Source organism: Methylorubrum thiocyanatum, from assembly GCA_014138645.1.
Lineage (GTDB): Bacteria > Pseudomonadota > Alphaproteobacteria > Rhizobiales > Beijerinckiaceae > Methylobacterium > Methylobacterium thiocyanatum.
This window is the reverse complement of the sequence record JACJIB010000014.1, coordinates 21,324-42,949: the sequence shown is the minus strand read 5'-3', so window position 1 is coordinate 42,949 and position 21,626 is coordinate 21,324. Positions and strand designations below refer to the sequence as shown.

23 protein-coding genes, 1 pseudogene and 1 riboswitch are annotated in these 21,626 nt (G+C 66.3%); of the genes and pseudogenes, 13 read left to right on the top strand and 11 right to left on the bottom strand.

The window, feature by feature from the left end:
- The first annotated feature begins 384 nt into the window (after nt 1-384).
- From HNR51_RS25705 to HNR51_RS25670, 8 genes are all read left to right on the top strand, one after another.
- Entirely contained in the window at nt 385-888 is a 504-nt protein-coding gene (locus HNR51_RS25705) for an adenosylcobinamide amidohydrolase (RefSeq protein WP_301549811.1), read from the top strand.
- Between the two features lie 105 nt (nt 889-993).
- Nucleotides 994-1,190, top strand: a riboswitch (cobalamin riboswitch).
- Between the two features lie 122 nt (nt 1,191-1,312).
- Nucleotides 1,313-3,280, top strand: a complete 1,968-nt coding sequence (locus HNR51_RS25700) for a TonB-dependent receptor plug domain-containing protein (protein WP_182556845.1) — start codon at nt 1,313-1,315, stop codon at nt 3,278-3,280.
- A gap of 7 nt (nt 3,281-3,287) precedes the next feature.
- On the top strand, nt 3,288-4,133 hold the full coding sequence (locus HNR51_RS25695) for an ABC transporter substrate-binding protein (protein WP_182556844.1): 846 nt from the start codon (nt 3,288-3,290) through the stop codon (nt 4,131-4,133).
- Nucleotides 4,130-5,176, top strand: a complete 1,047-nt coding sequence (locus HNR51_RS25690) for a FecCD family ABC transporter permease (protein WP_182556843.1) — start codon at nt 4,130-4,132, stop codon at nt 5,174-5,176. Before HNR51_RS25695 ends, HNR51_RS25690 begins: the two co-directional genes overlap by 4 nt.
- A complete protein-coding gene (locus tag HNR51_RS25685; protein ID WP_182556842.1) occupies nt 5,173-5,988 on the top strand; it encodes an ABC transporter ATP-binding protein in 816 nt (271 codons plus the stop codon). The genes HNR51_RS25690 and HNR51_RS25685 overlap by 4 nt, the downstream gene beginning before the upstream one ends.
- Complete coding sequence (locus tag HNR51_RS25680; RefSeq protein ID WP_182556841.1) at nt 5,966-6,931, top strand: DUF6925 family protein; 966 nt, start codon at nt 5,966-5,968, stop codon at nt 6,929-6,931. Before HNR51_RS25685 ends, HNR51_RS25680 begins: the two co-directional genes overlap by 23 nt.
- Entirely contained in the window at nt 6,924-7,445 is a 522-nt protein-coding gene (locus tag HNR51_RS25675) for an AAA family ATPase (RefSeq protein ID WP_182556840.1), read from the top strand. Before HNR51_RS25680 ends, HNR51_RS25675 begins: the two co-directional genes overlap by 8 nt.
- 205 nt (nt 7,446-7,650) lie before the next feature.
- Nucleotides 7,651-7,902, top strand: coding sequence for a hypothetical protein (locus tag HNR51_RS25670; protein ID WP_182556839.1), 252 nt, complete (start codon nt 7,651-7,653; stop codon nt 7,900-7,902).
- Between the two features lie 81 nt (nt 7,903-7,983).
- Here the strand turns inward: HNR51_RS25670 and HNR51_RS25665 are convergent, their stop codons facing one another.
- Nucleotides 7,984-8,265, bottom strand: coding sequence for a DUF2312 domain-containing protein (locus tag HNR51_RS25665; protein ID WP_182556838.1), 282 nt, complete (start codon nt 8,263-8,265; stop codon nt 7,984-7,986).
- Nucleotides 8,266-8,575: 310 nt separating this feature from the next.
- Here HNR51_RS25665 and HNR51_RS25660 point away from each other — a divergent pair, with 310 nt between their 5' ends.
- A complete protein-coding gene (locus HNR51_RS25660) occupies nt 8,576-9,286 on the top strand; it encodes an alpha/beta fold hydrolase (RefSeq protein WP_239681505.1) in 711 nt (236 codons plus the stop codon).
- Nucleotides 9,287-9,320: 34 nt separating this feature from the next.
- Here HNR51_RS25660 and rsgA read toward each other — a convergent pair whose 3' ends face one another.
- From rsgA to HNR51_RS25630, 6 genes are all read right to left on the bottom strand, one after another.
- Nucleotides 9,321-10,355, bottom strand: coding sequence for a ribosome small subunit-dependent GTPase A (rsgA, locus tag HNR51_RS25655; protein ID WP_182556836.1), 1,035 nt, complete (start codon nt 10,353-10,355; stop codon nt 9,321-9,323).
- 119 nt (nt 10,356-10,474) lie between these two features.
- A complete protein-coding gene (locus HNR51_RS25650) occupies nt 10,475-11,464 on the bottom strand; it encodes a fatty acid desaturase (protein ID WP_306424249.1) in 990 nt (329 codons plus the stop codon).
- A gap of 195 nt (nt 11,465-11,659) precedes the next feature.
- Nucleotides 11,660-11,992: a hypothetical protein gene (locus HNR51_RS25645; protein WP_182556834.1), complete on the bottom strand. Its 333-nt coding sequence runs from the start codon at nt 11,990-11,992 to the stop codon at nt 11,660-11,662.
- Nucleotides 11,993-12,211: 219 nt separating this feature from the next.
- Nucleotides 12,212-12,355 carry a hypothetical protein gene (locus HNR51_RS25640; RefSeq protein WP_182556833.1) on the bottom strand — a complete coding sequence of 48 codons (144 nt, stop codon included), beginning with the start codon at nt 12,353-12,355 and terminating at the stop codon, nt 12,212-12,214.
- 145 nt (nt 12,356-12,500) lie between these two features.
- Entirely contained in the window at nt 12,501-12,710 is a 210-nt protein-coding gene (locus HNR51_RS25635) for a cold-shock protein (protein ID WP_056241414.1), read from the bottom strand.
- Between the two features lie 621 nt (nt 12,711-13,331).
- Nucleotides 13,332-13,517: a hypothetical protein gene (locus HNR51_RS25630; protein WP_182556832.1), complete on the bottom strand. Its 186-nt coding sequence runs from the start codon at nt 13,515-13,517 to the stop codon at nt 13,332-13,334.
- Between the two features lie 155 nt (nt 13,518-13,672).
- On the opposite strand from HNR51_RS25630, the gene HNR51_RS25625 reads away from it, so the two are divergent.
- Nucleotides 13,673-13,852, top strand: a complete 180-nt coding sequence (locus HNR51_RS25625; RefSeq protein ID WP_239681507.1) for a hypothetical protein — start codon at nt 13,673-13,675, stop codon at nt 13,850-13,852.
- A 93-nt stretch (nt 13,853-13,945) separates the two neighbouring features.
- Nucleotides 13,946-14,584 (top strand): hypothetical protein, encoded by a 639-nt coding sequence (locus HNR51_RS25620; RefSeq protein WP_182556831.1) that lies wholly within the window; start codon nt 13,946-13,948, stop codon nt 14,582-14,584.
- Nucleotides 14,585-14,669: 85 nt separating this feature from the next.
- On the opposite strand, the gene HNR51_RS25615 is transcribed toward HNR51_RS25620, so the two are convergent.
- A complete protein-coding gene (locus HNR51_RS25615; RefSeq protein ID WP_182556830.1) occupies nt 14,670-14,852 on the bottom strand; it encodes a hypothetical protein in 183 nt (60 codons plus the stop codon).
- Here HNR51_RS25615 and HNR51_RS25610 point away from each other — a divergent pair.
- Both HNR51_RS25610 and HNR51_RS25605 read left to right on the top strand, forming a co-directional pair.
- Nucleotides 14,836-15,075, top strand: coding sequence for a hypothetical protein (locus HNR51_RS25610; protein WP_239681508.1), 240 nt, complete (start codon nt 14,836-14,838; stop codon nt 15,073-15,075). The genes HNR51_RS25615 and HNR51_RS25610 overlap by 17 nt on opposite strands.
- 264 nt (nt 15,076-15,339) lie before the next feature.
- Nucleotides 15,340-15,888, top strand: a complete 549-nt coding sequence (locus HNR51_RS25605; protein WP_182556829.1) for a hypothetical protein — start codon at nt 15,340-15,342, stop codon at nt 15,886-15,888.
- A 160-nt stretch (nt 15,889-16,048) separates the two neighbouring features.
- Here HNR51_RS25605 and HNR51_RS25600 read toward each other — a convergent pair.
- The 3 genes and pseudogenes from HNR51_RS25600 to HNR51_RS25590 form a co-directional block, all read right to left on the bottom strand.
- Nucleotides 16,049-17,158: pseudogene (locus HNR51_RS25600) on the bottom strand (IS3 family transposase).
- Nucleotides 17,159-17,507: 349 nt separating this feature from the next.
- Complete coding sequence (locus tag HNR51_RS25595; RefSeq protein WP_182556828.1) at nt 17,508-20,957, bottom strand: CheR family methyltransferase; 3,450 nt, start codon at nt 20,955-20,957, stop codon at nt 17,508-17,510.
- Nucleotides 20,938-21,510, bottom strand: coding sequence for a PAS domain-containing protein (locus HNR51_RS25590; protein WP_182556827.1), 573 nt, complete (start codon nt 21,508-21,510; stop codon nt 20,938-20,940). Before HNR51_RS25590 ends, HNR51_RS25595 begins: the two co-directional genes overlap by 20 nt.
- Nucleotides 21,511-21,626 lie beyond the last annotated feature (116 nt).

Below are 21,626 nucleotides of genomic sequence, written 5' to 3'. Positions count from 1 at the left end.
CGGACGGCTTGGATCGCTGCTCCCGACCCCTCTCGGACATCCCATCTGCGTGCCGGCAATCGACGCTGTTGACCCCAAGCTGACGCTCCGCGCAATGCCATCTAAGGTCCGCTTCGATCTCGATGGTGGACGTGACCTCGGCGCTTGACTGACCCACCGGCCGATGCGCTGACAGGAAGGCTAAGCCGTTCGCTACCCGACTGTCGTATGAAGCTCCCCTTCCACATCACCTGCCAGCAGCCTTACCTCGTCACGGCGTTTCACGAAGCTCAGACTCTGCTGAGCTGGGCGATGATTCGACCCGGCTTCCAAGTTGGCCGCAAGGTTGCCTGGTTGGAGGTGCGTGACGCGGACCTACCGTAAGACCTCGACCCCTTCGCCTTTCTGGAAACACGGATGGCGGCGGCAGGGCACGGCGACGCAATTGCCCTGATGACGCCGCGTGACGTTCGACGTCATCACCTTGCTCAGGCAGAGGCCGGGACTGTGTCGGCGACCTGCCTCACAACGGTCGGTCTCGGGAACGCAACGCGCGTCGGCTGCTCGCAGGCATCGACGCCTCCTCTCTTCGGCACGATCAACATACTCGTGCACGTATCCTGCGCCCTTTCGCAGGCGGCATTGATCGAGACGATTTCGATTGTCACGCAGGCGAGAACGGCCGCCGTTCTCGCATTAGATTACCGGCCACACGGAGAGGTCGTGTCGGGTACCGGCACAGACTGCATCGTCGTCGCCGCTCCTCAAGCCGGTGAACCCGCCCGGTTCGCTGGCCTTCATACCCTGATCGGCGAGGCTGTCGGAGCAGCCGTTCTCGCAGCTGTCTCGGAAGGTGGTGTAGCTTGGTGCAACGAGAGGAATGCGAGCCGTCCTCGCGCTTCTGCGTGATCAACGTACCGCCACGGCGACGCGCAGCGAAAGCGTGGTGGTGCAGCGTTCCGGCAATAGGCGCCTGATGCCTGCTTCAGCGTGATTGACTGTGCCCGGCTGCGATGGGATGGAGGACCGGACGGTTCCCTTCGGGGATCAAAAGGGAACGCGGTGAGGGCGCAAGCTCGATGCCGCGGCTGCCCCCGCAACTGTAAGCGGCGAGCCTTCCGCCACCATGTCACTGGGCAGCCTCGCCCGGGAAGACGGTGAGAGGGCAGCGACCCGCGAGCCAGGAGACCTGCCGTCAGTCGTGGTCACACGCGAAACGTGTCGGGCGGGGTGTCCTGGCGGGTGTCGAAGGCGCGCCAGTCCCGCGGGGAGGTGCGGCCCGAGGCCTCGTTCGCAGTGACGTGCCACTGCCGTCGCCCGAGGCCTGTCTTCCGTGCCCGATCCCCTTCGTTCCGCTCTCCGGAGCAGGCTGGCGCTGTCCTGCGCCGGCCCAGCCCTGCTCGCCACGCCCGCAGCCCATGCCCAGCAGGTCGCCGCGCCCTTCGCGGACGTGCCGCGCGGCGGCGAGGCCGCCGTCTCGCTCGCCGAGATCTCGGTCTCGGCCACCGGCGTGCCCACACCGGTCACACAGACGGGCTCCAGCGTCACGGTGCTGACCTCGGACCTGCTTCAGGCCCAGCAGGTCCGCACGGTGCCGGACGCCCTGCAGCAGGTGCCGGGCGTCAACGTGGTTCGCACCGGCGGCGCGGGCGGCCAGACCTCGGTCTTCATCCGCGGCACCAACTCGAACCACGTGAAGGTCCAGATCGACGGCATCGACGTCAACGACCCCTCGACCCCGAACCGCGCCTTCGACTTCAGCCAGCTTCTCACCGATGACCTATCCCGCATCGAGGTGCTGCGCGGTCCTCAGAGCGGCCTCTACGGCGCGGACGCGATCGGCGGCGTGATCTCGTTCGTGACGAAGCGCGGCGAGGGACCGGCCAAGGCGACCGCCTTCGTCGAGGGCGGATCCTACGGCACCGCCAACCAGGGCGGCCGCATCTCCGGCTCGGAGGGCATCTTCGACTACTCGGTTAGCGTCCAGCACCTGCGCCAGGCCGCGCTGCCGGTCACGCCCTTCGGGCTCCTGCCGGTCGGCGTGCAGCTGCGGACCGCCTTCACCGACATCAAGACGATCTCGACCAAGCTCGGCGCGCAGCTCAGCGATACCTTCCGTCTGAACTACGTGCTGCGCTTCTCCGACAGCGCCTATCTCGACCAAGCGGACGGCGGCTTCCCCTACCGGCCGTTGCCGTACCGGAACCTTAACGACCAGCAGCAACTCCTCATGCGCGGCGAGGCCGAGTGGACGCCGGTGCCGGGCTTCCACAACGTGTTCGGGGCCAATTACGCCAGCTTCGACCGCCTCTTCGCCGGCCCCCTCGACCCGCTCGCGCCGCCGACGCCGACATCCACCCTCGGCGAACGGACCCGCTTCGACTACCGCGGCGACGTGCAGCTTGCGCCCGGCAACCTCCTGCTGTTCGGGGCGCAGCGCGAGGATGAGCGCATCGAGACAACCGGGCTGAACCGCGCGAACGGCAACACCGGTGGCTTCGCCGAATTCCAGTCCGCCATTACCGACCGCGCCTTCCTCGTGGCCAACATCCGTCACGACGCGAACGACCAGTTCGGCGGCGCCACCACCTTCCGGGTTGCGCCGAGCTACATCCTTCCGGGCACCGAGACGCGCCTGAAGGGCAGCGTCGGCACCGGCTTCAAGCCGCCGACCCTGAGCCAGCTCTACCAGGACTATCCGAGCTTCCGCTTCTTCGGAAACCCGAACCTGCGGCCCGAGGATAGCTTCGGGTTCGACGGCGGCTTCGAGCAGCCGCTCGGCGAGCGGGTGCTGGTTGGTGCGACCTACTTCGAAACCGACTTCCGCAACCTGATCCAGACGGCCTACTTCCCGACCTACTCGACCAACGTGAACGTCGGCCGGGCGGTGGCCTACGGCGCCGAGAGCTTCGTCTCGGTGAGGCTCACCGACAGCTTCAGCGCCTGGGTCGACTACACGAACACGGTGACGAAGGACGAGGTCGCCAACCAAGAGCTGCTCCGGCGTCCCCGCCACAAGGTCAGCCTCACCGGCATTTGGACGCCGCTGCCGAACCTGACGCTCACCGGCACGCTGATCTCCATTGGCTCCTTCGTCGACGGGAATCGGGACTTTTCCATCACGCGGCTGAAGAACCCGGGCTTCACCCTGGTCAACCTCTCGGCCAACTACGTCTGGTCGGACACGACGACGTTGTTCGCGCGCATCGATAACCTGTTCGACCAACGCTACCAGAACCCGACCGGGTTCCTGGGGCCCGGCCTCGCCGTCTACGGCGGCGTGCGCCTGGCCACGTTCTGAGGTGACGATGCCGTCGTGGGTTATCCTCGCTCTCTCGGCCCTCCTGGCCGCCGTGCCCGTGGCCCATGCCGCGGGCACGGCCGAGACGCCCGTGCGCGTGGTCTCGATGAACCTGTGCGCGGACGAGCTCGTCCTGCGGCTGGCCGACCGGGGCCAAGTCCTGGCGGTCACCTATCTCGCCCGCGATCCACGAGGATCGACGGTCGCGACCGAGGCTGCCGGACTGCCGATCACCCGCGGCCTCACCGAGGAGGTCGTCGCGCTCCGACCCGACCTCGTCATCGCCGGCGCCTTCACGACGCGCGCAACCGTCGGCATGCTCCGGCGCGTCGGCTCGCCGGTGCTCGAACTCGTCGTGCCGGCCGATCTCGACGGCGTGCGCACCCAGATCCGGCAGGTGGCGGGAGCGCTCGGGCACCCAGAGCGGGGCGAGGCCCTGGTCGCGGACCTCGACGCCAAGCTCGCCTCCGTTACCCCGGCCACCCGTCCCTTGCGCGCCCTCGTCATGCGGCCGAACGCCTTCACGGTCGCACTCGGGGGCCTCGGCGACGCGCTCATCCGTGCCGCCGGCCTCGTCAACGTGGCGGCCGAGATCGGGCGCGACCGGTTCGGGCAGGTGCCGCTCGAAGCGGCAGTTCTCGCGGATGTGGACCTGATCGTGGTGGACGAGGGTGCGCCGGGCCTTCCCTCGCTCGCCGACACGCTCCTGCACCATCCCGTCTTCCGGGCGCTCGCGCGCGGGCATCGGACGGTCGCCATCCCGAACCGCTTCTGGACATGCCCGGGGCCCCAGGTCGCCGAGGTCGTGGCGCGCCTCGCGGCGGCCGCGAACGGGCGGGAGCCCTGGCCATGAACGCGCCCGTTCGGACCATCGCAAGCCCTGCCGCGCGGCTCCTCGGCACGCCGAGCGCCCGCCGTGTCGTCATCGCTGTCCTCGGCCTCGCCGCCCTCGCCTTGACGCTTGCCTCGGTTGCGATCGGCTACGCGCCCTTCGACGTGCCGGCCGCGTTCGCGGATCTCGTCGCGGGCCGGACCACGTTGCCTGCCATGGTGTTGTGGGAGTTGCGCGTCCCGCGGGCACTGCTGGGCGGGCTCGTCGGGTTCAGTCTCGGCCTGACCGGCGCGGCGATGCAGGGCTACCTGCGCAACCCGCTGGCCGATCCCGGCATCCTCGGCATCTCCTCGGCCGCGGCGCTCGGCGCCGTGCTCGTCTTCTATGGTGGCCTCGCTGCTTCCTTAAGCCTCGCCCTGCCGCTCGGCGGCATCGCCGGCGCGGGCGTGGCGGCGTTGCTCCTCAACGCACTCGCAGCGCGCGGCAGCAGCACGCTGGGGCTGATCCTGGCCGGCGTCGGCCTGTCGAGCCTCGCCGGTGCCCTGACCGCGCTGGCGCTCAACCTGTCCCCGAACCCCTACGCGGCCCTGGAGATCGTGTTCTGGCTGATGGGTTCTCTGGCCGACCGCAGCTTGGACCACGTCGTCTTGTGCCTGCCGTTGATGGTGATCGGCTGGGGCCTGATGCTTTCGATCGGTTCCGCCCTCGATGCGCTGACCCTTGGCGAGGACACCGCGGCGAGCCTTGGGGTCGGTCTCGTCTCGGTCCGGCTGCGCCTCGTCACCGGCGCGGCGCTCGCCGTCGGCAGCGGGGTGGCGGTCTCCGGCGCCATCGGCTTCGTCGGCCTCGTCGTGCCGCACCTGATGCGTCCGCTCGTCGGGGCCCGGCCCGGTGCCGGCCTATTGCCGAGCGGGCTCGCCGGTGCTGTTCTGGTGCTCGCGGCGGACATCGGCGTGCGCCTGCTCGCCACCCGGCCTGAGCTGAAGCTCGGCGTGGTGACGGCGCTCGTCGGCGCGCCGTTCCTGATCGTGCTGCTCCTGCGGAACCGCGGGGGAAGGGCATGAGCCTCGACCTCAACGACGTCCGGGTGACGCTGGATGGCCGGACGATCCTCACGGACATCGACCTTGTCTTGGAGCGCGGCCGCTTCGCCGGGCTGGTCGGTCCGAACGGCGCCGGCAAGACCACGCTCCTGCGCGTCCTGGCGGCACTGGTCGCTCCGACACAGGGCCACGTCACCCTCGAAGGCCAGGCGCTGTCTGGCATGACCCGCGATGCACGGGCCCGCCGCATCGCCGCCCTGTTCCAAGGCGGCGGCGTCGGATGGCCCATGACGGTCCGCGAGATCGTGGCGCTCGGTCGGCTACCGCACAGACGCGCCTTCGCGGGATTCTCCGAAGCCGACGAGGCGGCGGTCGCGCGTGCGATGGCCCGCACCGATGTCGGACACCTTGCCGGCAGGACCGAGCCGACCCTGTCCTCGGACGAGCGCATGCGCGCGCTGCTTGCCCGGGCGCTCGCGGTCGAGGCCGAGTGGCTCCTCGTCGACGAGCCTATCACGGCCCTGGACCCAGCCCACCAGCTCGACGTCATGGCGTTGTTGCGTGCCGCTTCGCGCGACGGCACCGGCGTGGTCGCCGTGCTGCACGACCTGGCGCTGGCTGCGCGGTTCTGCGACCGCGTCGGCGTGCTGTCCGGTGGCCGGCTCGTCGCGGACGGCAGGCCGGAGGAGGCATTGACTGATGCCTTGCTCGCCCAGGTGTTCGGCGTGACGGCGGAGCGGGGCGAGGCCGCGGACGGAACCCGATACATCCTGCCCTGGGCACGGTCCGGGTCGAACGAGGAGACGAGCGATGGCGCCATCACCCCAAGCTGAGGCGGTTACGGCCCTGCTGCGCGAAGCGTTGACCAATTCCGGCACCGCTTGGAGCCTCGGCAGCTTCGGCGCCATCGCCGAGTTCATGCGCGACCCGGACGAGGCGGTATCGGCCTTGCCGGACGACCGGATGGGCCTGGCGACCGAGCGCGGCGCCATCGCCCTGACCGCCTGTTCCAACCTGCGCCCCGTAGCCTACGAGACCTCGGTCGCATCCGGCTGGAACCACGCCGTCGCCCTATGCCTGCCAGAGGCGACCAGCTTCATGAGCCGGCGCAACGTGGTGACCGAACTTGGTCCAGACCGTGATGCCGCGCGCGAACGGGAGAGAGAGGCCATCATGTTCGACCTCGGCCTCGACTTGCTCGCGGTCGATGCCTGCGTGCGCACGAGCGACCCCGATGCCATCGCCTGTCTCCGGTCGGGCATCGGACAGCCCCTGTTCGATCACGCGAACTCCATCGGTCGTCATCTCGTCGCAATGAGCCCGCATCGCGTGTTTCTCGCTAAGGTCGGGCGCATCGAGGTCTACGCCCCAATCCCGGGTCCCGGCGGCACGAGCCCGGAGGGCCCGCACACTCACGTATTGCCCAAACTCCTACGAAGCGGGCGCACGCACGCGGCGACGACACCGATCCCGGCGGGGTGGGTGCCGTGCGCCGGCCTGCACCCGGCCCACCCCTACAAAGACATGATGGGCCAGCGGATCGCCTTCGACGCCGCCCGGTACGAAGCCTTTCAAGCCCTGCTTGACTGTTGGGGCGATCCAGACCTGCTCACGATCAAGCGGGGCGGTGAGCATCGTCCGGCCAGCCTGGTGTCGAGCCGTCACGCTCAAGGCGCCCGGCGCATAGCCGAGGTCCAGGCCCGCTACCTCCGGGGTGAGGTCATCGAGGCCGATCCCGTGGCCGATGAGGACGAGGCCGCTGCCGACCATGCCTGATCCGGGCCGTCAGCGGGTAGTCGGGCTGATCGGCTGTCCCGAAGCTGGCAAGACGACCTACGCGCGTCGGTTCGATCCGCTGGATGGCTGGGTGCACCTGACCTTGAACGACCTTCGGCAGGCGCTTTGGCCGCCGGACCGACAGATCTACTGGGAGACGCGTCGCAAGGGTTGGGACAAGCAGGCCCATCGTCTCCTGCATTCGGTCAAGGTCGCGGCCCTCGATACCGCCCTGGCCCACGGCTTCAGCGTGGTGATGGCCGACACCCACCTGACCCGCACCGTGTTCGAGGACGAGCTTGAGGTCGTCGCCCGACATGGGCTTTCGGTCGAATGGAAGGTGTTCGAGGTGCCTTGGGAGGTACTTCGGACCCGTAACGAGGAGCGCGGTGCCGTTGATCCCTCGCATCGTCAGCCTGACGCCGTGTTACGGTTTGCCTACGACGCCTTCAGCGCGGTCGACGCTTGGTGGCGGATGCTTCCTCCCGGACAGGTCGAGACGATCCGAACCTGACCGGTGTCCACGGCGGGAAGTGCCGCAGAAGCGTAGAGAGCAGACCTTGCGCTGTCGGTAGGCGTCAGTCCGCTGCTGGCGCGAAGCCGAACAAGCTGGTGGCGAACTGCTGACCCAATGCAGACATCACGGGTGAGCACAAAGTGTCAGAATGCAGCCGCTTGATGCGTTCTCCTTGGCCTAATCCTAGCAGTTTCGTGCCTTAATGCAGCTCGCGGTGTCGCTGCTACTGATCCTCGATCTGATCCCGCTGGCCTCGGCACGGCCGGTGGCGACGCGGAACGACCCTGCTCCTGTGGTCGCCCTCGCGCCAGCGGAGCGCCGGCCGTTCCCGCTGATGGCCGGCGTGCTGATCCTCGGCGGCGAAGTGACCATTGTCGGCTATGTCGCCGAGGCGTTCACCAGCGGAAATCGTCCGCCGGAAATGAGAAGCGGGCGCAGGGTGCTTGATCCATAATTGCCGCTTGGCGCCCGCTCGTTCGTGTCTGACCGCGCACCGGGCCACGTCCATCGGGCCCGGTAGCGGAGAGCTGTCCGATTAGGCTGCCTGGGCGACTGGGGCGGGCGTCGGCGCATCCATCGCACGCAGATAGAGGTCAAGCAGCGTCTCTTGCTCGTCGCGCTCGTCCTTGTCCTGCTTGCGCAACTTCAGGATCTCCTTGAGCACCTTGACGTCGAGCCCCTCGCCCTTGGCCTCGCCGAAGATCTCCTTCTTGGTCTCCATGAGATCCTTGATCTCCTCGTCGAGACGCTCGATGCGCTCGATGATGGAGCGGATCCGGTCGCCTGCGACGCCCACGGTATCGGTCGTGTCGGACATGCTCACTCCTCGCGCTGATCGGGAGCGGCAAACTGGCGGGTCAGGGTAAGCGAGAGGTTAAGGCGATCGCCCGGATAATCATGGTCGCGATCGGCAGGGCGGGCAGATGAAAGTATTCCGGTGGTGGATCGCTGCGATGGTCGCCGGGGTTCCGCTCGGTCTGGCCGTGGTCCGATCGGCAGCCAGACGGCGTGTGTGCCAGGGGGGCAAAGTACACCTTGGGCGCCTCGCAGCGAGACGCGACCGCGTCGGCGGCATCACCGTGCATGCCCGAGTTTCGGTCGACTCTGTACCGGATGACCGTTTGCCCGTGATCCTGGTCCACGGGCTCGGGATGTCGAGCCGCTACATGATCCCGCTCGCGGAGCATCTCGCCCCCCACCTGCGAGTCTATGCACCTGACCTGCCCGGCTTCGGCCTGAGCGACAAGCCTCCTCAGGCGCTCACGGTGCGCCAGCTTGCCGATGCGCTGGCTGCCTGGATGCACAAGGTCGGCCTGACGCGTGCGGCGTTTGTCGGCAATTCGCTCGGTTGCGAGGTGTTGGTGGAACTAGCTGTCGTTCACCCGCAACTCGTCGACCGCCTTGTGCTGCAGGGGCCTACGCCGGACCCGGAGGCACGTGGCATCGCCCGGCAAGTCCTGGGCTTCTTCCTCATCGCCCCATTCGAGCGCTGGTCGCTCGCTTGGGTCGCGCTGACGGATTATGTCCGCTCTGGGATCCGGCGCTATCTCCAGACCCTAAGGAGCATGGTCGACAACCATATCGCAGAGAAGGCGTTACGGATCTCTCAGCCGACGCTCGTGGTCTGGGGCACGCGCGACTACATCGTGCCCTATGCGTTCGTGACGAGCCTCGCTGCCTCTCTGCCTCAGGGGCGGTTTGCCTCCATCCCCGGCGCAGCCCATGGGATCAATTACTCGCATCCGGAGGCATTTACGGCTGCCTTGCTGCCATTCCTTCTTGCACCGCAAGAGAGGGCTCCGACTGAAGACTTATCCTTCAAATCTGACATAGATTGAAATTCTTCAGCCGAGCTCGACTGCTTTAAAATTTCTACCTGCCGACACTCCTTCGACCGCGTGGTCCAGCGGATGCGGGCGTGTTGTCATGATTTTCATCGAGGAGCTTACGCCAGCGGATGAGGCGCTCGGGGTTGAGCCTGCCGTCGGCGACGGCGGCTTGCACGACGCAGCCAGGTTCGTGCGCGTGCGTGCAGTCGCGGAACCGGCACGAAGGCGCGAGTTCGGTGATCTCGGCGAACAGCGTTGCGATCCCTTCCCCAGCGTCGCTGACATGCAGCGTCCGCATCCCCGGCGTGTCGATCACCCAGCCGCCCCCTGCGATGGCGTGCAGGGAACGCGACGTCGTAGTGTGGCGTCCCTTGGCGTCGTGCTCGCGAATGCCTCCGGTTTCCTGGGGAAGCGCCTGCCCCGGACCGGCGAGCGTGTTCACCAGAGTCGATTTGCCGACACCGGAAGAGCCGACCAGCGCCACGGTCTGCCCCACCCCGCACCACGAGGCTAAGGTTCGTGCCGCTGCAGGAAGCCGGGGATTGACGCTCACGACATCGAGCCCGCGCTGCAACTCGACAGCCTGACGGCGGTAGACATCAAAGTCAGTCGCCATGTCGGCTTTGGTGAGCAAGATCACCGGGTTTGCACCGCCCTGGTTGGCCAGAGCCAGGTAGCGCTCGAGGCGGGCCTGATTGAAATCAGCGTTGCAGGAGGTGACGATGAACAGCGTATCGACATTGGCTGCGACGGGCTGCAGGGCCCGGCTACCCTCGAGGCGTCGCTCCAGAACCGTCCTTCGGTTCAGACGGCGGTGGAGCATCCGGGTCCGAGGATGAATCAGGACCCAATCGCCCACGGCGAAGTCAGCGGTGTTGGTATGAACGGGAAGCGTCAGCTCGACCGATCCCGCCTCCGACAGCCCCGTCAGGCGCGAGCGATGAACCATGGCGATCCGCATGGGCACGAGACCCGTCTCGTGCGGTTCGCGCTGCTCCGCGAAGAAGTCGAGCCAGCCGAGGCTCGCAAGCGGCCCAGACGGGGGGAGGTCGGGATGATCGGTCACCGGCCCGCACATGGCATGGCACCGGTCGTGTGACCAGCGGCGCGTAGGGGTGTGCGTTCAAACGCCATCAGCAGCCTCTTCACTCGGACCGTCGCCCCGTGATGGCTCGGAGGTCTCCTTCAAGTCAGACTTCAAGCGACCTGCAGCCTTCGCACCCGTGCGAAACCGACCAGCTTCCGCGCGTCTTCATCCCAGAGTGCAAGGTTCAGGCAGCCCAGGCTGTCGCGCAGCGTCAGACGGCTGACGCGGCCGAGAATCTCATGGCCGTCGAGGCATTCCTGCAAGCGGTAGTTCGGAATGCGGCTGTTCAGATGGTGGACGTGGTGGAGGCCGACATTGCCAGTGAACCATTGAAGAACGCGTGGCAGAACGTAATACGAACTTCCGCCGAGGGCGGCGCGGTGAAAGTCCCAGGTGTCGGCTTCTTCCCAGACGGTCTCCTCATACTGGTGCTGGACGTAGAACAGCCATCCCCCGATCCAGGCGGCGACGCTGATCACTGGCAGGAAAACCCAGAGCACTGTCCCGACGCCGCCGACCGCGAGCGTGAGGAGCGCCAGGCCAGCGAAGAGCGCCGCATCGAGCGCCAACACGTCGCGCCACGCCGTCCGCCACGGGAGCCCGACGCCGGAGGGCAGCCGCTGCAGCAGGAGGAAGTTGAGCGGTGAACCGAGCACGATCAGGATAAGCGGGTTGCGGTAGAGGCGGTAGCGGAGCCGGCTTCGACGCGGCAGAGCAAGGTACTCGCGCACGGTCAGCGTGTGGATATCCCCGGTGCCGCGGCGGCTGAGATCGCCGGTGGAGGCATGATGCAGGGCGTGGGCCCGCTTCCAGCTGTCGTAGGGCGTCACCGTCAGAAGGCTCAAGGCGCGGCCGAGCCAGTCGTTGCCGCGACGTGAGGGCAGGAACGAGCCGTGTCCGCAATCGTGCTGGATGATGAAGAGCCGGACCAGGAGCCCGCCCGCCGGCACGGCGAGCGGTAGGGTCAGCAGCGCGTAGCCGTTCGCCGCCATGCCGAGCATCAGCGCGCACAGGATCAGGTACGGCAGCAGGGTGTTGGCGACTTGCCGCACAGCCAGCTTGGGAATCGGCTCGCGGAATGCGGCGCAGTGCCGAGCCACGTCCCGTGCGAGTTGCGCCTGATCGGGGGGCGATGCTGCGTCGGCGAGCCTGGACGTCGCGGGCGAGTTCGGGGTCGCTCCGGTCACGATGGTCGATGATCCTGTCTGGTGAGCATAGTCAGAAGCGAGACCTGCGAATGGTGGGACGGTTTTCGAACGGGCCGCCGGGCCGAGAAGCAACGTATCGATGGCTGGTCATGGCCGGACGTCGATCAGGCCTGTCCATGCCTCGGTCAGGATCCGCCCGCGCCGGTCGGCGCGGTCCGGGGCGGCGTCGCACACCCGGCGCAACACCGCCTTCAGCACTTCGCTCCCGCCCGACGCGACAGCCTCCTCGCCCTTCCGACGGATCGCCGCCCGGTAAGCCTTCGTGGCCGGCCCCGCGGGCTGCGTCTCGACGGCCGCGACGAGCGAGAGAAGAGCCGTCACGGCTGCATCGACTGCTGCGCTCTTCTCAGGCTCGGCAGCAGGGGCTGCACGCTGGTGCCGCGGTTCGGCCAAGTGGCCGGTGGTGCGGGGACGCTTCATCGCGGGGTCTCCGGCCGATATCACGGGGTGGCAGCCAAAACCCTGCGTCTCGACGAAAGTCGAGATCGCCCACACGGTAGACGGAAGGCTGTGAGCTCACAGGCCTACGCCCCCATTCACCGGGCGCCTCCGTCCAGGCCGAGCTGATACGGCCTCGTCATCGCGTGAGCATCGCGAAGCGCTTCCACCACTCTCTCTGTCGGAAGGCGAGGGGCTAATCTACTCGTTCGCACCTTCGCCATCAGGCTTGGCAGCGACCGGCGGCTTGTTCGGCCGCGGTGCGTTGCGGCGCTTCTCGGGAGGCTTTTCGATCGTCGGCATCTTGGCCACGGCGCGCTTCGCGCGCTCGTTGAAGTCGGCCATCGAGAGGGTCGCCGAGCGACCGGTCGAATTGGATCCTGCCATGTTGGGCCTCTGCTATGCTGCCCAAGGCACAGGATGATGCAGTGGGATCGTTCGTCGTGTGCGCGTGCCGGCGGCGTCCTCGGCTGCCGGCACGAACGATCGTCTAGCCGACCTTGAGGTTCTCGGCCGAGGCTTTGCCGCGGCGTTGGTCGACCACCACCTCATACGAGATCTTCTGGCCGTCGGCGAGGTCGCGAAGGCCGGCCTTCTCGACCGCAGAGATATGCACGAACACGTCCTGGCCGCCGTCGTCGGGCTGGATGAAGCCGAAGCCCTTCGTTCCGTTGAACCACTTCACCGTACCGGTTGCCATAGGCGTCTCTCCCTTGCTGGATGTGCGCTCTACCCGATCTGGGGGCCGGCCGTCTCCCGAACAATTTGCTCCCGCGAGCGCGTAGCCGAGCCTGCGCCGCCAGGCGGCGGCCTCTTGCTCGTGGGATTCGGCGCGCAGCGCGTATGGCTCGTCCCCGGTGATAAGGCTCCGCAGCTGATCCGCGTGCGCCGATTGCGGGTAAATCAGGGCTGCCTTTTCGCCGAACGCGGTCCACACCGGAAGCGAGCCCTCGCGCATGAACATGGTGACGGCCTCGACAGCCTCCCACCGATCAAGATCGTCAGGGCTTTGAACCGCACGGCACACGATACGGGCGCGCTGGAAGGGATCGTCAGCTGTTGGCGCAGTCTCAAGGGACAAAATCACGCCTGACCGGTCAGGCCTTAGTTCGTCTGGCAGCGCACCGATCTTGCGCCAAAGACAGAACCATTTGGCGCAAGCTCCCGGTCGACCGCGGTAGATGCCACAGGACACGCCTGTGTTGTGTTCGCACTCGACGCCTGCTGGTTTGGCAAGAGCCTGAACCGCAAAAGTCTGGCAGCACGCTGTGCAGGAGCCACAGACGCGATTCGGGACAAGGCGCTGCGCCATATGTCAGTTTCAAGCGGCCAACTCGTTGTTTTCTCTGGCTGCCTCGCTCGCCGCCTCATCCTCACGTCGCTGGGAATTGTGGATGAGGGGAAACAGTTCGGCCAGCCCACCCGCGACCCCGTGCAGAACGGGATCGTAGACCGAGCCGAGGTCGCGGGGATGGAGACCGGCGGTGGCCGCGAAGGCAGTAGGCATGACTTCGGGCATGACCTGTCAGGACTCAGGGCGATAGCCGCTCGGCACCGCTTGGTCGCAGCCAACGCGGACGACCGTCTTCGGTTCATTTGCTGGCATTCGGCGGGCACGCGCCGAACCGCCGCTTCCCAACCTCAGCAACCCTTCGCACGGTCATGCTGGCTACAGATCCCGCAGCCAACGTCGCGGTGCCGGTCATCGCTAAGGGCACACAGTACGTGATCGACACGGCCCCGCCCGCGGTCATCAAGGCGGCCGGCGGCGCCGACGGCATCGCCGCCCGGATCTTCCGCAAGCTCGACCTCGACGACGGCGTCAGCGAGCGAGCATGCTGATCCCGGCGCAGGTGCAGATCGGCGCGGGCACGGTGACCGCCGACAAGCTGCGGCAGATGGACGAGATGACCCGACGATAGGCAGGAGGGGCGCATGCCCGGTTCAAACGGCGGCCCGCGCTGCCCGCTCCCGCCGATGAACTCGGCCTGCCCGTCCAGCACCTATTGGCTGTTCGAAGGGTGCATGGCGACGATGATGGTGCTGATCGCCTTCACCCTCGCCATGCCCGGTGACACGATGGAGCGCAGCGCGCTGAAGCCGATCGCGCACATGGGGTTCAGCGAGCCGAACATGGCCCTGATCTTCGGCTGCGTCGAAAGCGTGCGCGTCATGGCGCAGTTCCTCAACGGCTACATTAACAACGTCCGCATCGGGCCAGAGGGCGCCTACGCCCGGGCCGCCTGCGCGGTCGTCGGCTGCACCATCATGGGTCAGTTCGCGACCGCGCTGATGTGGGATGCGCTCTTCGTGGCGCATGCCCCAAGCTTCGTTGTCCTAGTGTTCGGCACGCTCGCTGGGTTCGAGGCCATTTCCGTCTACATCGCCGTGCTGGACGGCGTCTTGCGCAAGAGCCGGATCGGAAGGCTCTGGCGGCACTTGAGGAGGTTCGGGGCTGATGGATTGGCTCGCCTTCCTGAAAGACGTGATCGCGACACAGCAGTTTCTCCAGATCTTCGTCGGCGGCTGCACCGTGATGCTGATTGGCTGAATGGTCACCCGTACGCGGGGTGATCGCAACCACCTCCCGCCGCCGGCACCGATCGGTATCGCCGATGTGCCACCGCCCTTCCTCCAGGGGCCGCGCGAGGCGGTGGACTTAATGCGGGAGCTGCGCGACCTCGCCCGCCGGCAGGCGGAGGACATCAGCCGGATCGCCGAATGCATCCGCATCGTGCGCGACGAGACGAGGCGGCAGACGGAGATCCTGGGACTGATCGAGCGCGAGCAGGCGATCGAGAACCGCTCGCATTGCGGGACCGGCCGTGACGCCCTGCTTCATCGCCATCACCCTGGCCGGCATGCTCGCGAGCGGGAAACCGGCCAGGGGCGCCCGCGCCTACCTGTTCATTGGTCCGAGCACGCGCATCAGCCCGGTGGTCAGCGCGCCGGGCGACCGACCGCATGCGCGGTCCGAGATCACCATCGGGCCGATCACCACGATCGTGCGGGAGACGCCGGAGGAGGTGGCGCCGGCGCCGTGCGTGGAGCGCGGGCCGCCGTAGCGAGCTGCCTTGGGCCCCCCTTGCAACGCCTCAAGCGTTCCGTTCGAACCTTCAGCCCCGCCCGGCTCAGCCGCGGCGGGGTTTTTCGCGTGCGGGAGCTGCGCCCGAGGAGGTGGTGCGGGCGCCGTGCGTAAAGCGTACCACTCCGAAAATCGATTGCCCTAAATCCGCACCTGCCCTGTATGCCGCATTGACCGCTCGATTACAAATTGTGATCTTCGACCTATTCGCGCATGGAATTGCTGAACGGGATAGGGAGGTGGCATGATTAATAGGAATAAACACGGTATCGCACCATTTGCCAGTTCATTATTGTCCAGCAATATCGTGGGGACATGGGATCATGACGTTACCGCAGATCGTGTTGTGCTGGATGCCGGCGCGGCTGCAGTAATGACCGGAGACCGGGACTATGGAGGGCAACAAATTCCTCTGTCGTTGGCCTTTAATTGCTTGCACGATCAAGATCGGCCATGGGTCTTCCCTAAATTGGACGCAGTCTCCCAAGGTGGCGGCGATTTTATTGCGGATTATCTTGTAAATACTAAAACTGGAATTCGCAGGCTACTAGATTATGGGCACTTGTCAAAGAGTAGCAATGGAGCGGTTCAAGGCTACGGCATCCTCTTGGACATAAATAATATCGATACCGACAACCGACATCCAAAAGTTTCGTTTGAAATTGCGAGGCAGAAGGATTTGCTGCAGTCCCTCAGTGGCCTACAAGTCGATCTGGGACAAAAATCCGTAAGGGCAGCAATCCTGATCGATATGCTTCGCGCGGAAGTCGCCCGTCTCGATACGGGATTATAAGGCGAATTCAAGCCATGGACGATGATTGGCTGATCCGCACAGACGTCGAATTTGCCGTTGCAGATGCCGTTTGGCGACATGAACTCACGACGCTTTATGGTCCTCAAATTGACGAGGACGACTGACCTTGCCCCTGACCTTGCCCCCTGTCTGCCCCCGTTCATAACCAGAGTCCGTTCTGGTTCTGGTCCTGTCGGGACCGCGTTGCAAACGCGTTTGGAGTGAGGCCGCCAAGGCTCGTGTGAGGACGGCAGGTGTTGTCGTCCACCCACCACGCTTCGATGAGGGTCCGGGCCGCCGTCAGGCACCGGAACAGATGCTCGGTCAGGCACTCGTCGCGCAAGCGCCCATAGAGGCTTCAGACAAGACCGTTCTGCTGCGGCTTGCCGGGGGCGATGTCGGGCCACGCGACCGCATGCTCCGCCTGCCAGCGCAGGATGGCGTGTGAGGTCAACTCGGTGCCATTGTCCGAGACGATCATCAGCGGCTTGTCCCCGCTCGCAATGATGCGGTCGAGTTCGCGCGCGACGCGCTGCCCAGACAGCGAGGTGTCGACCATCAGCGCCAAGCACTCCCGCGTGCCGTCATCGGCCACGACGAGGAGGCGGAAGCGCCGCCCGTCTTCGAGCGTGTCGGAGACGAAGTCGAGGCTGCAGCGCTGGTTCGGCTGCTGCGGCACGGCGGCCGGAGCCCGCGTGCCCGTTGCTCGCTTGCGACCGCCGCGCTAGCGCACCGACAGCCGCTCCTCCCGATCGAGCCGGAACAGCTTCTTGTGCTTGAGCGTGAGGCCCTCCCGCCGCAGCAGGATCAGCAAACGCCGATAGCCGAACCGGCGGCGCTCGCTGGCCAAGTTGCGTAGGCGTAGCCGCACAGCCGCATCCTCACCACGGGTCGAGGCGTAGCGGTAAGTCTCTGACTCCAAGCCGATCAGCCGGCAGGCGCGACACTGCGAGTAGCCTTTCTGCTCGATGGCCCAACTCACGGCCGTTCTCCGTGCGCAGGTCGTCAGGAGTCTTTTCTCGACGCCTCGCGCAGCGTGGCCAGGTCGAGCCTCGCCTTGGCCAGGAGCTTCTTGAGCTTGCGGTTCTCCTCGTCGAGCGCCTCCAGGCGGCGCGTCCGAGACCTCCATGCCGCCGAAGCGCGAGCGCCACGTGTAGAACGTCGCGTCGCTGATGCTGTGGCGGCGACAGATCTCAGCGACTGGCAGCCTAGCCTGCTGCTCCTTCAGGACGCCGATGATCTGCTCTTCGCTGAACCGGCTCTTCTTCATCGTCCGTCTCCTCATCGACGGACCCTAGCTTCAGAACGAGGGCAGACCAGGGGGCAGGGTCAACGGCAAAATGTTTTGAAAAATATACTAGCTATAATCGTCGATCAAACAGTTTAATCCAATGTTTCGCCTATAAATTCTCAACTCAATGCCGTCTAATATTATAAATGGGTTGCCTTACGGGGAAGCATCGAAATTTGATTCAGGACAATATCCGCAAATCGTTTTGATTCAAGCAAGCCGAGTTGGCCCGCTGGTCGATTTGATGCATCATCATCTATGTCAGTAATAATTGTTTACTGATTAAGCATTGTTGCTTTGGGGGGGCCTTATTCATGCAATGAATTTTTCAACCTGGCATAACAAGAGTGAGCTCGTATCTGCTTTCGTCGAGGTTGCGCTCAACAGTGGCCTGGAGTTGCTGGAGCGACATCTCAATCAGCGACGAGCCGAAGCCACGGCCGGTATTCACTGCGGCGCGGCGCGTCATCCGCTCGATCCAGTGCAGGGTCAATCCCTCGGACCGGTGCTCCCAGGTCACTGAAAGCCGGCCATCTTCTGCGCCCAGCGCCCCATACTTCACCGAATTTGTCGCGCATTCGTGCAGGATCATGGCGAGCGAGGAGACGTAGCGCCAGTCGATGGCCACCGGAGGGCCCTCGATCGTGGTCGGGATGTGGTCGCGGTAGGGCTGCAGGGTCGCGCCGACCAAGCTGGTGAGATCGCTGATCCCCTGGTCGGTGGTGTGGTCGGCCAACGAGTGGGCGCGTCCGAGTGCGGCGATGCGCTCACGCATGTCATGGGCGAAGGTTGCCACGTCCCGCTGCGAGCGGGCGCCCGCGGTGATCATCCCGCCGATGATCGCGAACAGGTTCTTGACTCGATGATTCATCTCGCGAAGCATCAGGTCGCGGGTCTCGGTCAGGGCGTGCTCGGGTGTCACGTCGATAGAGACGCCGATGAGCCGCAGTGGCGCGCTGCCGACGATGAGCCGCCCGTAGCTGCGGACGTAGCGGGTAGCGTGCCCGTCGCCGCGGACGTTCAGCCGCGCCTCGAAGTCGCCGTGGCCGCGGGCGGCGTGGGCGAAGGCGTCCCGCACCTCCCGGCCATTCTCGGAGGGCAGCCGCGCGGCGAGATCCGCCAGCGGATGGCGCCCTTCCAGCCCGAGATCGAGCATGGCCGCAGCTGTGGCATCGACCACGATGGCCTCCTCGTCGGGCAGGTACTCCCAGATGCCGATCCCGCCGGCCTTGATCGCGAGGTCGAGCCGTTCGCGCTCGGCGGCGAGCTGGCGCTCCAGCGAGAGCGCCTCGGTGATGTCGGTCAGCACCACGGTGGCGCCGTCGACGCTGGCGCTCTGGAGGCGGTAGGGCAGCACCCGCAGCGACAAGGTGCGCGCACCGTCGCGGGTCACGACCCGCCGCTGGATCGCCGGGCCGCCCGCGCACACCGCGCGCGCATCGGCGAGGTATTCCGAGCCTTCGAGCCTCGTTGAGACGTCCGCGAGCGGGCGCCCGCGGTCGCTTGGCTGTAGAGGGAAGATCGTAGTGGCCGAGCCGGTGAAGCTGCGCACGCGCAGGTCACGATCGAGCACCACCACTGCGAGGTCGGTCGATTCGAAGAAGTTGCGTAGGTCGGCGTTGGCGACGGTGAGCTGATCGATCTTGGTCTTCAGCTCGTCGTTGACGGTGGTCAGCTCCTCATTGGTCGATTGGAGCTCCTCGTTCATCGACATCATTTCTTCGTTGGAACTCTTCAGCTCCTCGTTGGCCGTCTCCAGCTCCTCAACAGTCGATCGCAGCTTGTAGCGGGTGCGCAGCAGCTCCTCTTCCAGCGCCTCCACGTGGTCTCCGCCGGCATCCATCTCGACGAGGTCGGGGTCGCTCGACGGGCGGAAGGCGCCCGCGTCGCGCAGCACCAGGAGCATGGTGGCGTCCGGCAGCGGATCGCAGACGAGTTCGATCTGCTGAACGCCGTATTCCGATACCACCTCCACGTCGCGCACCACGACGCGCTTGCGCGCGTCGCGGGTCTGCCGCAGCAGCGGGCCGATCACGTCGCGCAGGCCCGGACGCGCCAGGGTGATCGCGCTGGTGCCGCCGGTGCGGGTGACGGGGAAGTCGAAGTAGCGGCTGAGCCGCCCGTAGGCCGCGATGATAGCGCCGTCCTCGTTCAGGACCATGCTCGGCGGCGCGTAGCGCTCCAGCACACGCCGGGCGGCGGCCATCTCGTCAGCAACCGGCGCGGCCTTTCGCCCGTCGTCAGCACGGCGCGCTTCGCTGCGGCGGGCGTGGCCGGGAAGGTCGATCGGGTATTTCGGCGAGCCCGGCGGCCGCTCGAACAAGCGTGCGTGCTGATCGATCGGCGGGAAGAGCTGCTCGAAGCGGCTGACGCTCTCGGATGGGCCGAGGAAGAGGTAGCCGCCCGGCCGCACCGCGTAGTGGAACAGCGGCAGCACCGATTGCTGCAGGCGGTCGTCGAAGTAGATCAGCAGATTGCGGCAGGACAGGAGGTCGATGCGCGAGAACGGCGGGTCCTTGACCAGGCTGTGGCTGGAGAAGCGGATGAGGTCGCGGATCTCCGAGGCGATCGTGAAGCGCTCGGCGTGGGGCACCACGTAGCGCTCGCGCAAGGCGCCTGGAATGTCGGCCAGCGCGGCTGCCGGATAGCTCGCTTCGCGGGCGATCTGCAGCATGCGCTCGTCGATGTCGGTGGCGAAGATCTGGACCGCGAGGGGCAGGCCAAGGCGTCGCGCGGCCTCGGCGAACAGCATGGCGATGGAATAGGCCTCCTCGCCGCTCGAACAGCCCGGCACCCAGACCCGGATGTCCTCATCGGGATCGCGATTGCGCAGCAGCGGCTCGATCGCCCGCTCGCGCAGCACCTCGAACATCTCCGCGTCGCGGAAGAAGCGGGTGACATTGATGAGCAGGTCGCGAAACAGCGCGTCGCACTCGGATTTATCCGCCCGGATGCGGGCGAGGTAGGCGCGGCCTGCATCGATGCCGAGCACGTGCATGCGCCGCTCGACTCGACGGATGAGCGTGGTGCGCTTGTAGCCGGAAAAATCGTGCCCGACCGCGGTGCGGATCACCCGGCACAGGTCGTCCACGTGGTCGGCGACGAGGTCCGCCTGCTCGTCGACGGTGTCCGCGCCGCGGCGGCGGAAGAAGGCCGCAAGGCAGTTCACGATCTCGCCCGGCGGCTGGACGAAATCCACGAGCCCGGTGCCGACGGCCGAGACCGGCATGCCGTCGTAGCGGGCAGTCTCCGGCTGCTGCACCACACAGACGCCGCCGTGCTCCTTGACCGCCCGCAGGCCGGTGGTGCCGTCGGCGCCCGTGCCCGACAGGATTACGCAGGCAGCGTTCGCCTGCTGATCGACCGCGAGCGAAAGGAAGAAGTCGTCGATGGGCCGGCGCAGCCCGCGCGGCTGCACGAACTCGGTGAGTTCGAGCACGCCCTGTTGGATCGCGAGCCCGCGGCCGGGGGGGATGATGTAGACGGTGTCGCCCTCGATGTGCTCGCTTCCCTCGCATTGCAGCACGTTCAGATCGGTGTGCCGATCCAGGAGCTGCGCCAGCATGCTCTCGTGATTGGGATCGAGGTGCTGGACGATGACGAAGGCCATGCCGGTCGGCGCCTGGGCGCGCGACAGCATCTCCCGCAGGGCTTCCAGGCCGCCCGCTGAGGCGCCGATCCCGACGACGGGACCTGCGAAGCGGGGCACGGACGCGCCCGCTCCGCTGCGCGCCTCGGGCGCCTCGGCCCGGGCCGTTTCAGGGAAATCCGGTTCCATCGAGATCCGCGAGGGTGAGCTTGGCCTGGGCGACGGTGGCGACGGTGTTGGCAATCGCCTTCAGCGACCCTTCGAGGACGATCCCACTCTCGGCGAGGGAGGGACGTAGCCGGGACAGGGTCCGGCTCAGCTCCGCATCGTACGCCGCGAGCAGTTCGGGTTGCGAGCGGCTGACGTCGAATTGGGATGCGAAAAGAAAGCGCACCTCCCCCGACAGGGCTCGCAGCTTGGACATGTAAAGCAGATTAACGAAGGGTTGGCCGTCCTTGCGAACGTTGAGGATGGTCGTGCGCACCGCGTTCACGGCGTCGCCCTCAAGGAAGGCGTGAATCTTCTTTCTTGCCTCGGGATTCTCGGTGTCACCCTGCAGCAGACGGCAGTTGCGCCCGATCACCTCTGGGGCGGCGTAGCCGGTCAACTTGTAAAACGGTTCATTGACGAGGAGCAGGGGGTTGTCATCGCCGACACCCGCAAGCGCCAGGGCGATGTGCGCCTGCTCGAAGTAGCGTTTGAGCTCGTCCGGAACGGCCGGGGAGGAATATTGCACCTGCACGATGGATCCTTCGCCGCCTGCCGCACCATCCCCCGGCGCCCGTGACTGTCGTCAGCGACACGCCGGGCTAACATAGGATCGACATCGCTGGAAACCGCGGCCTTCCGGTTCAAGGC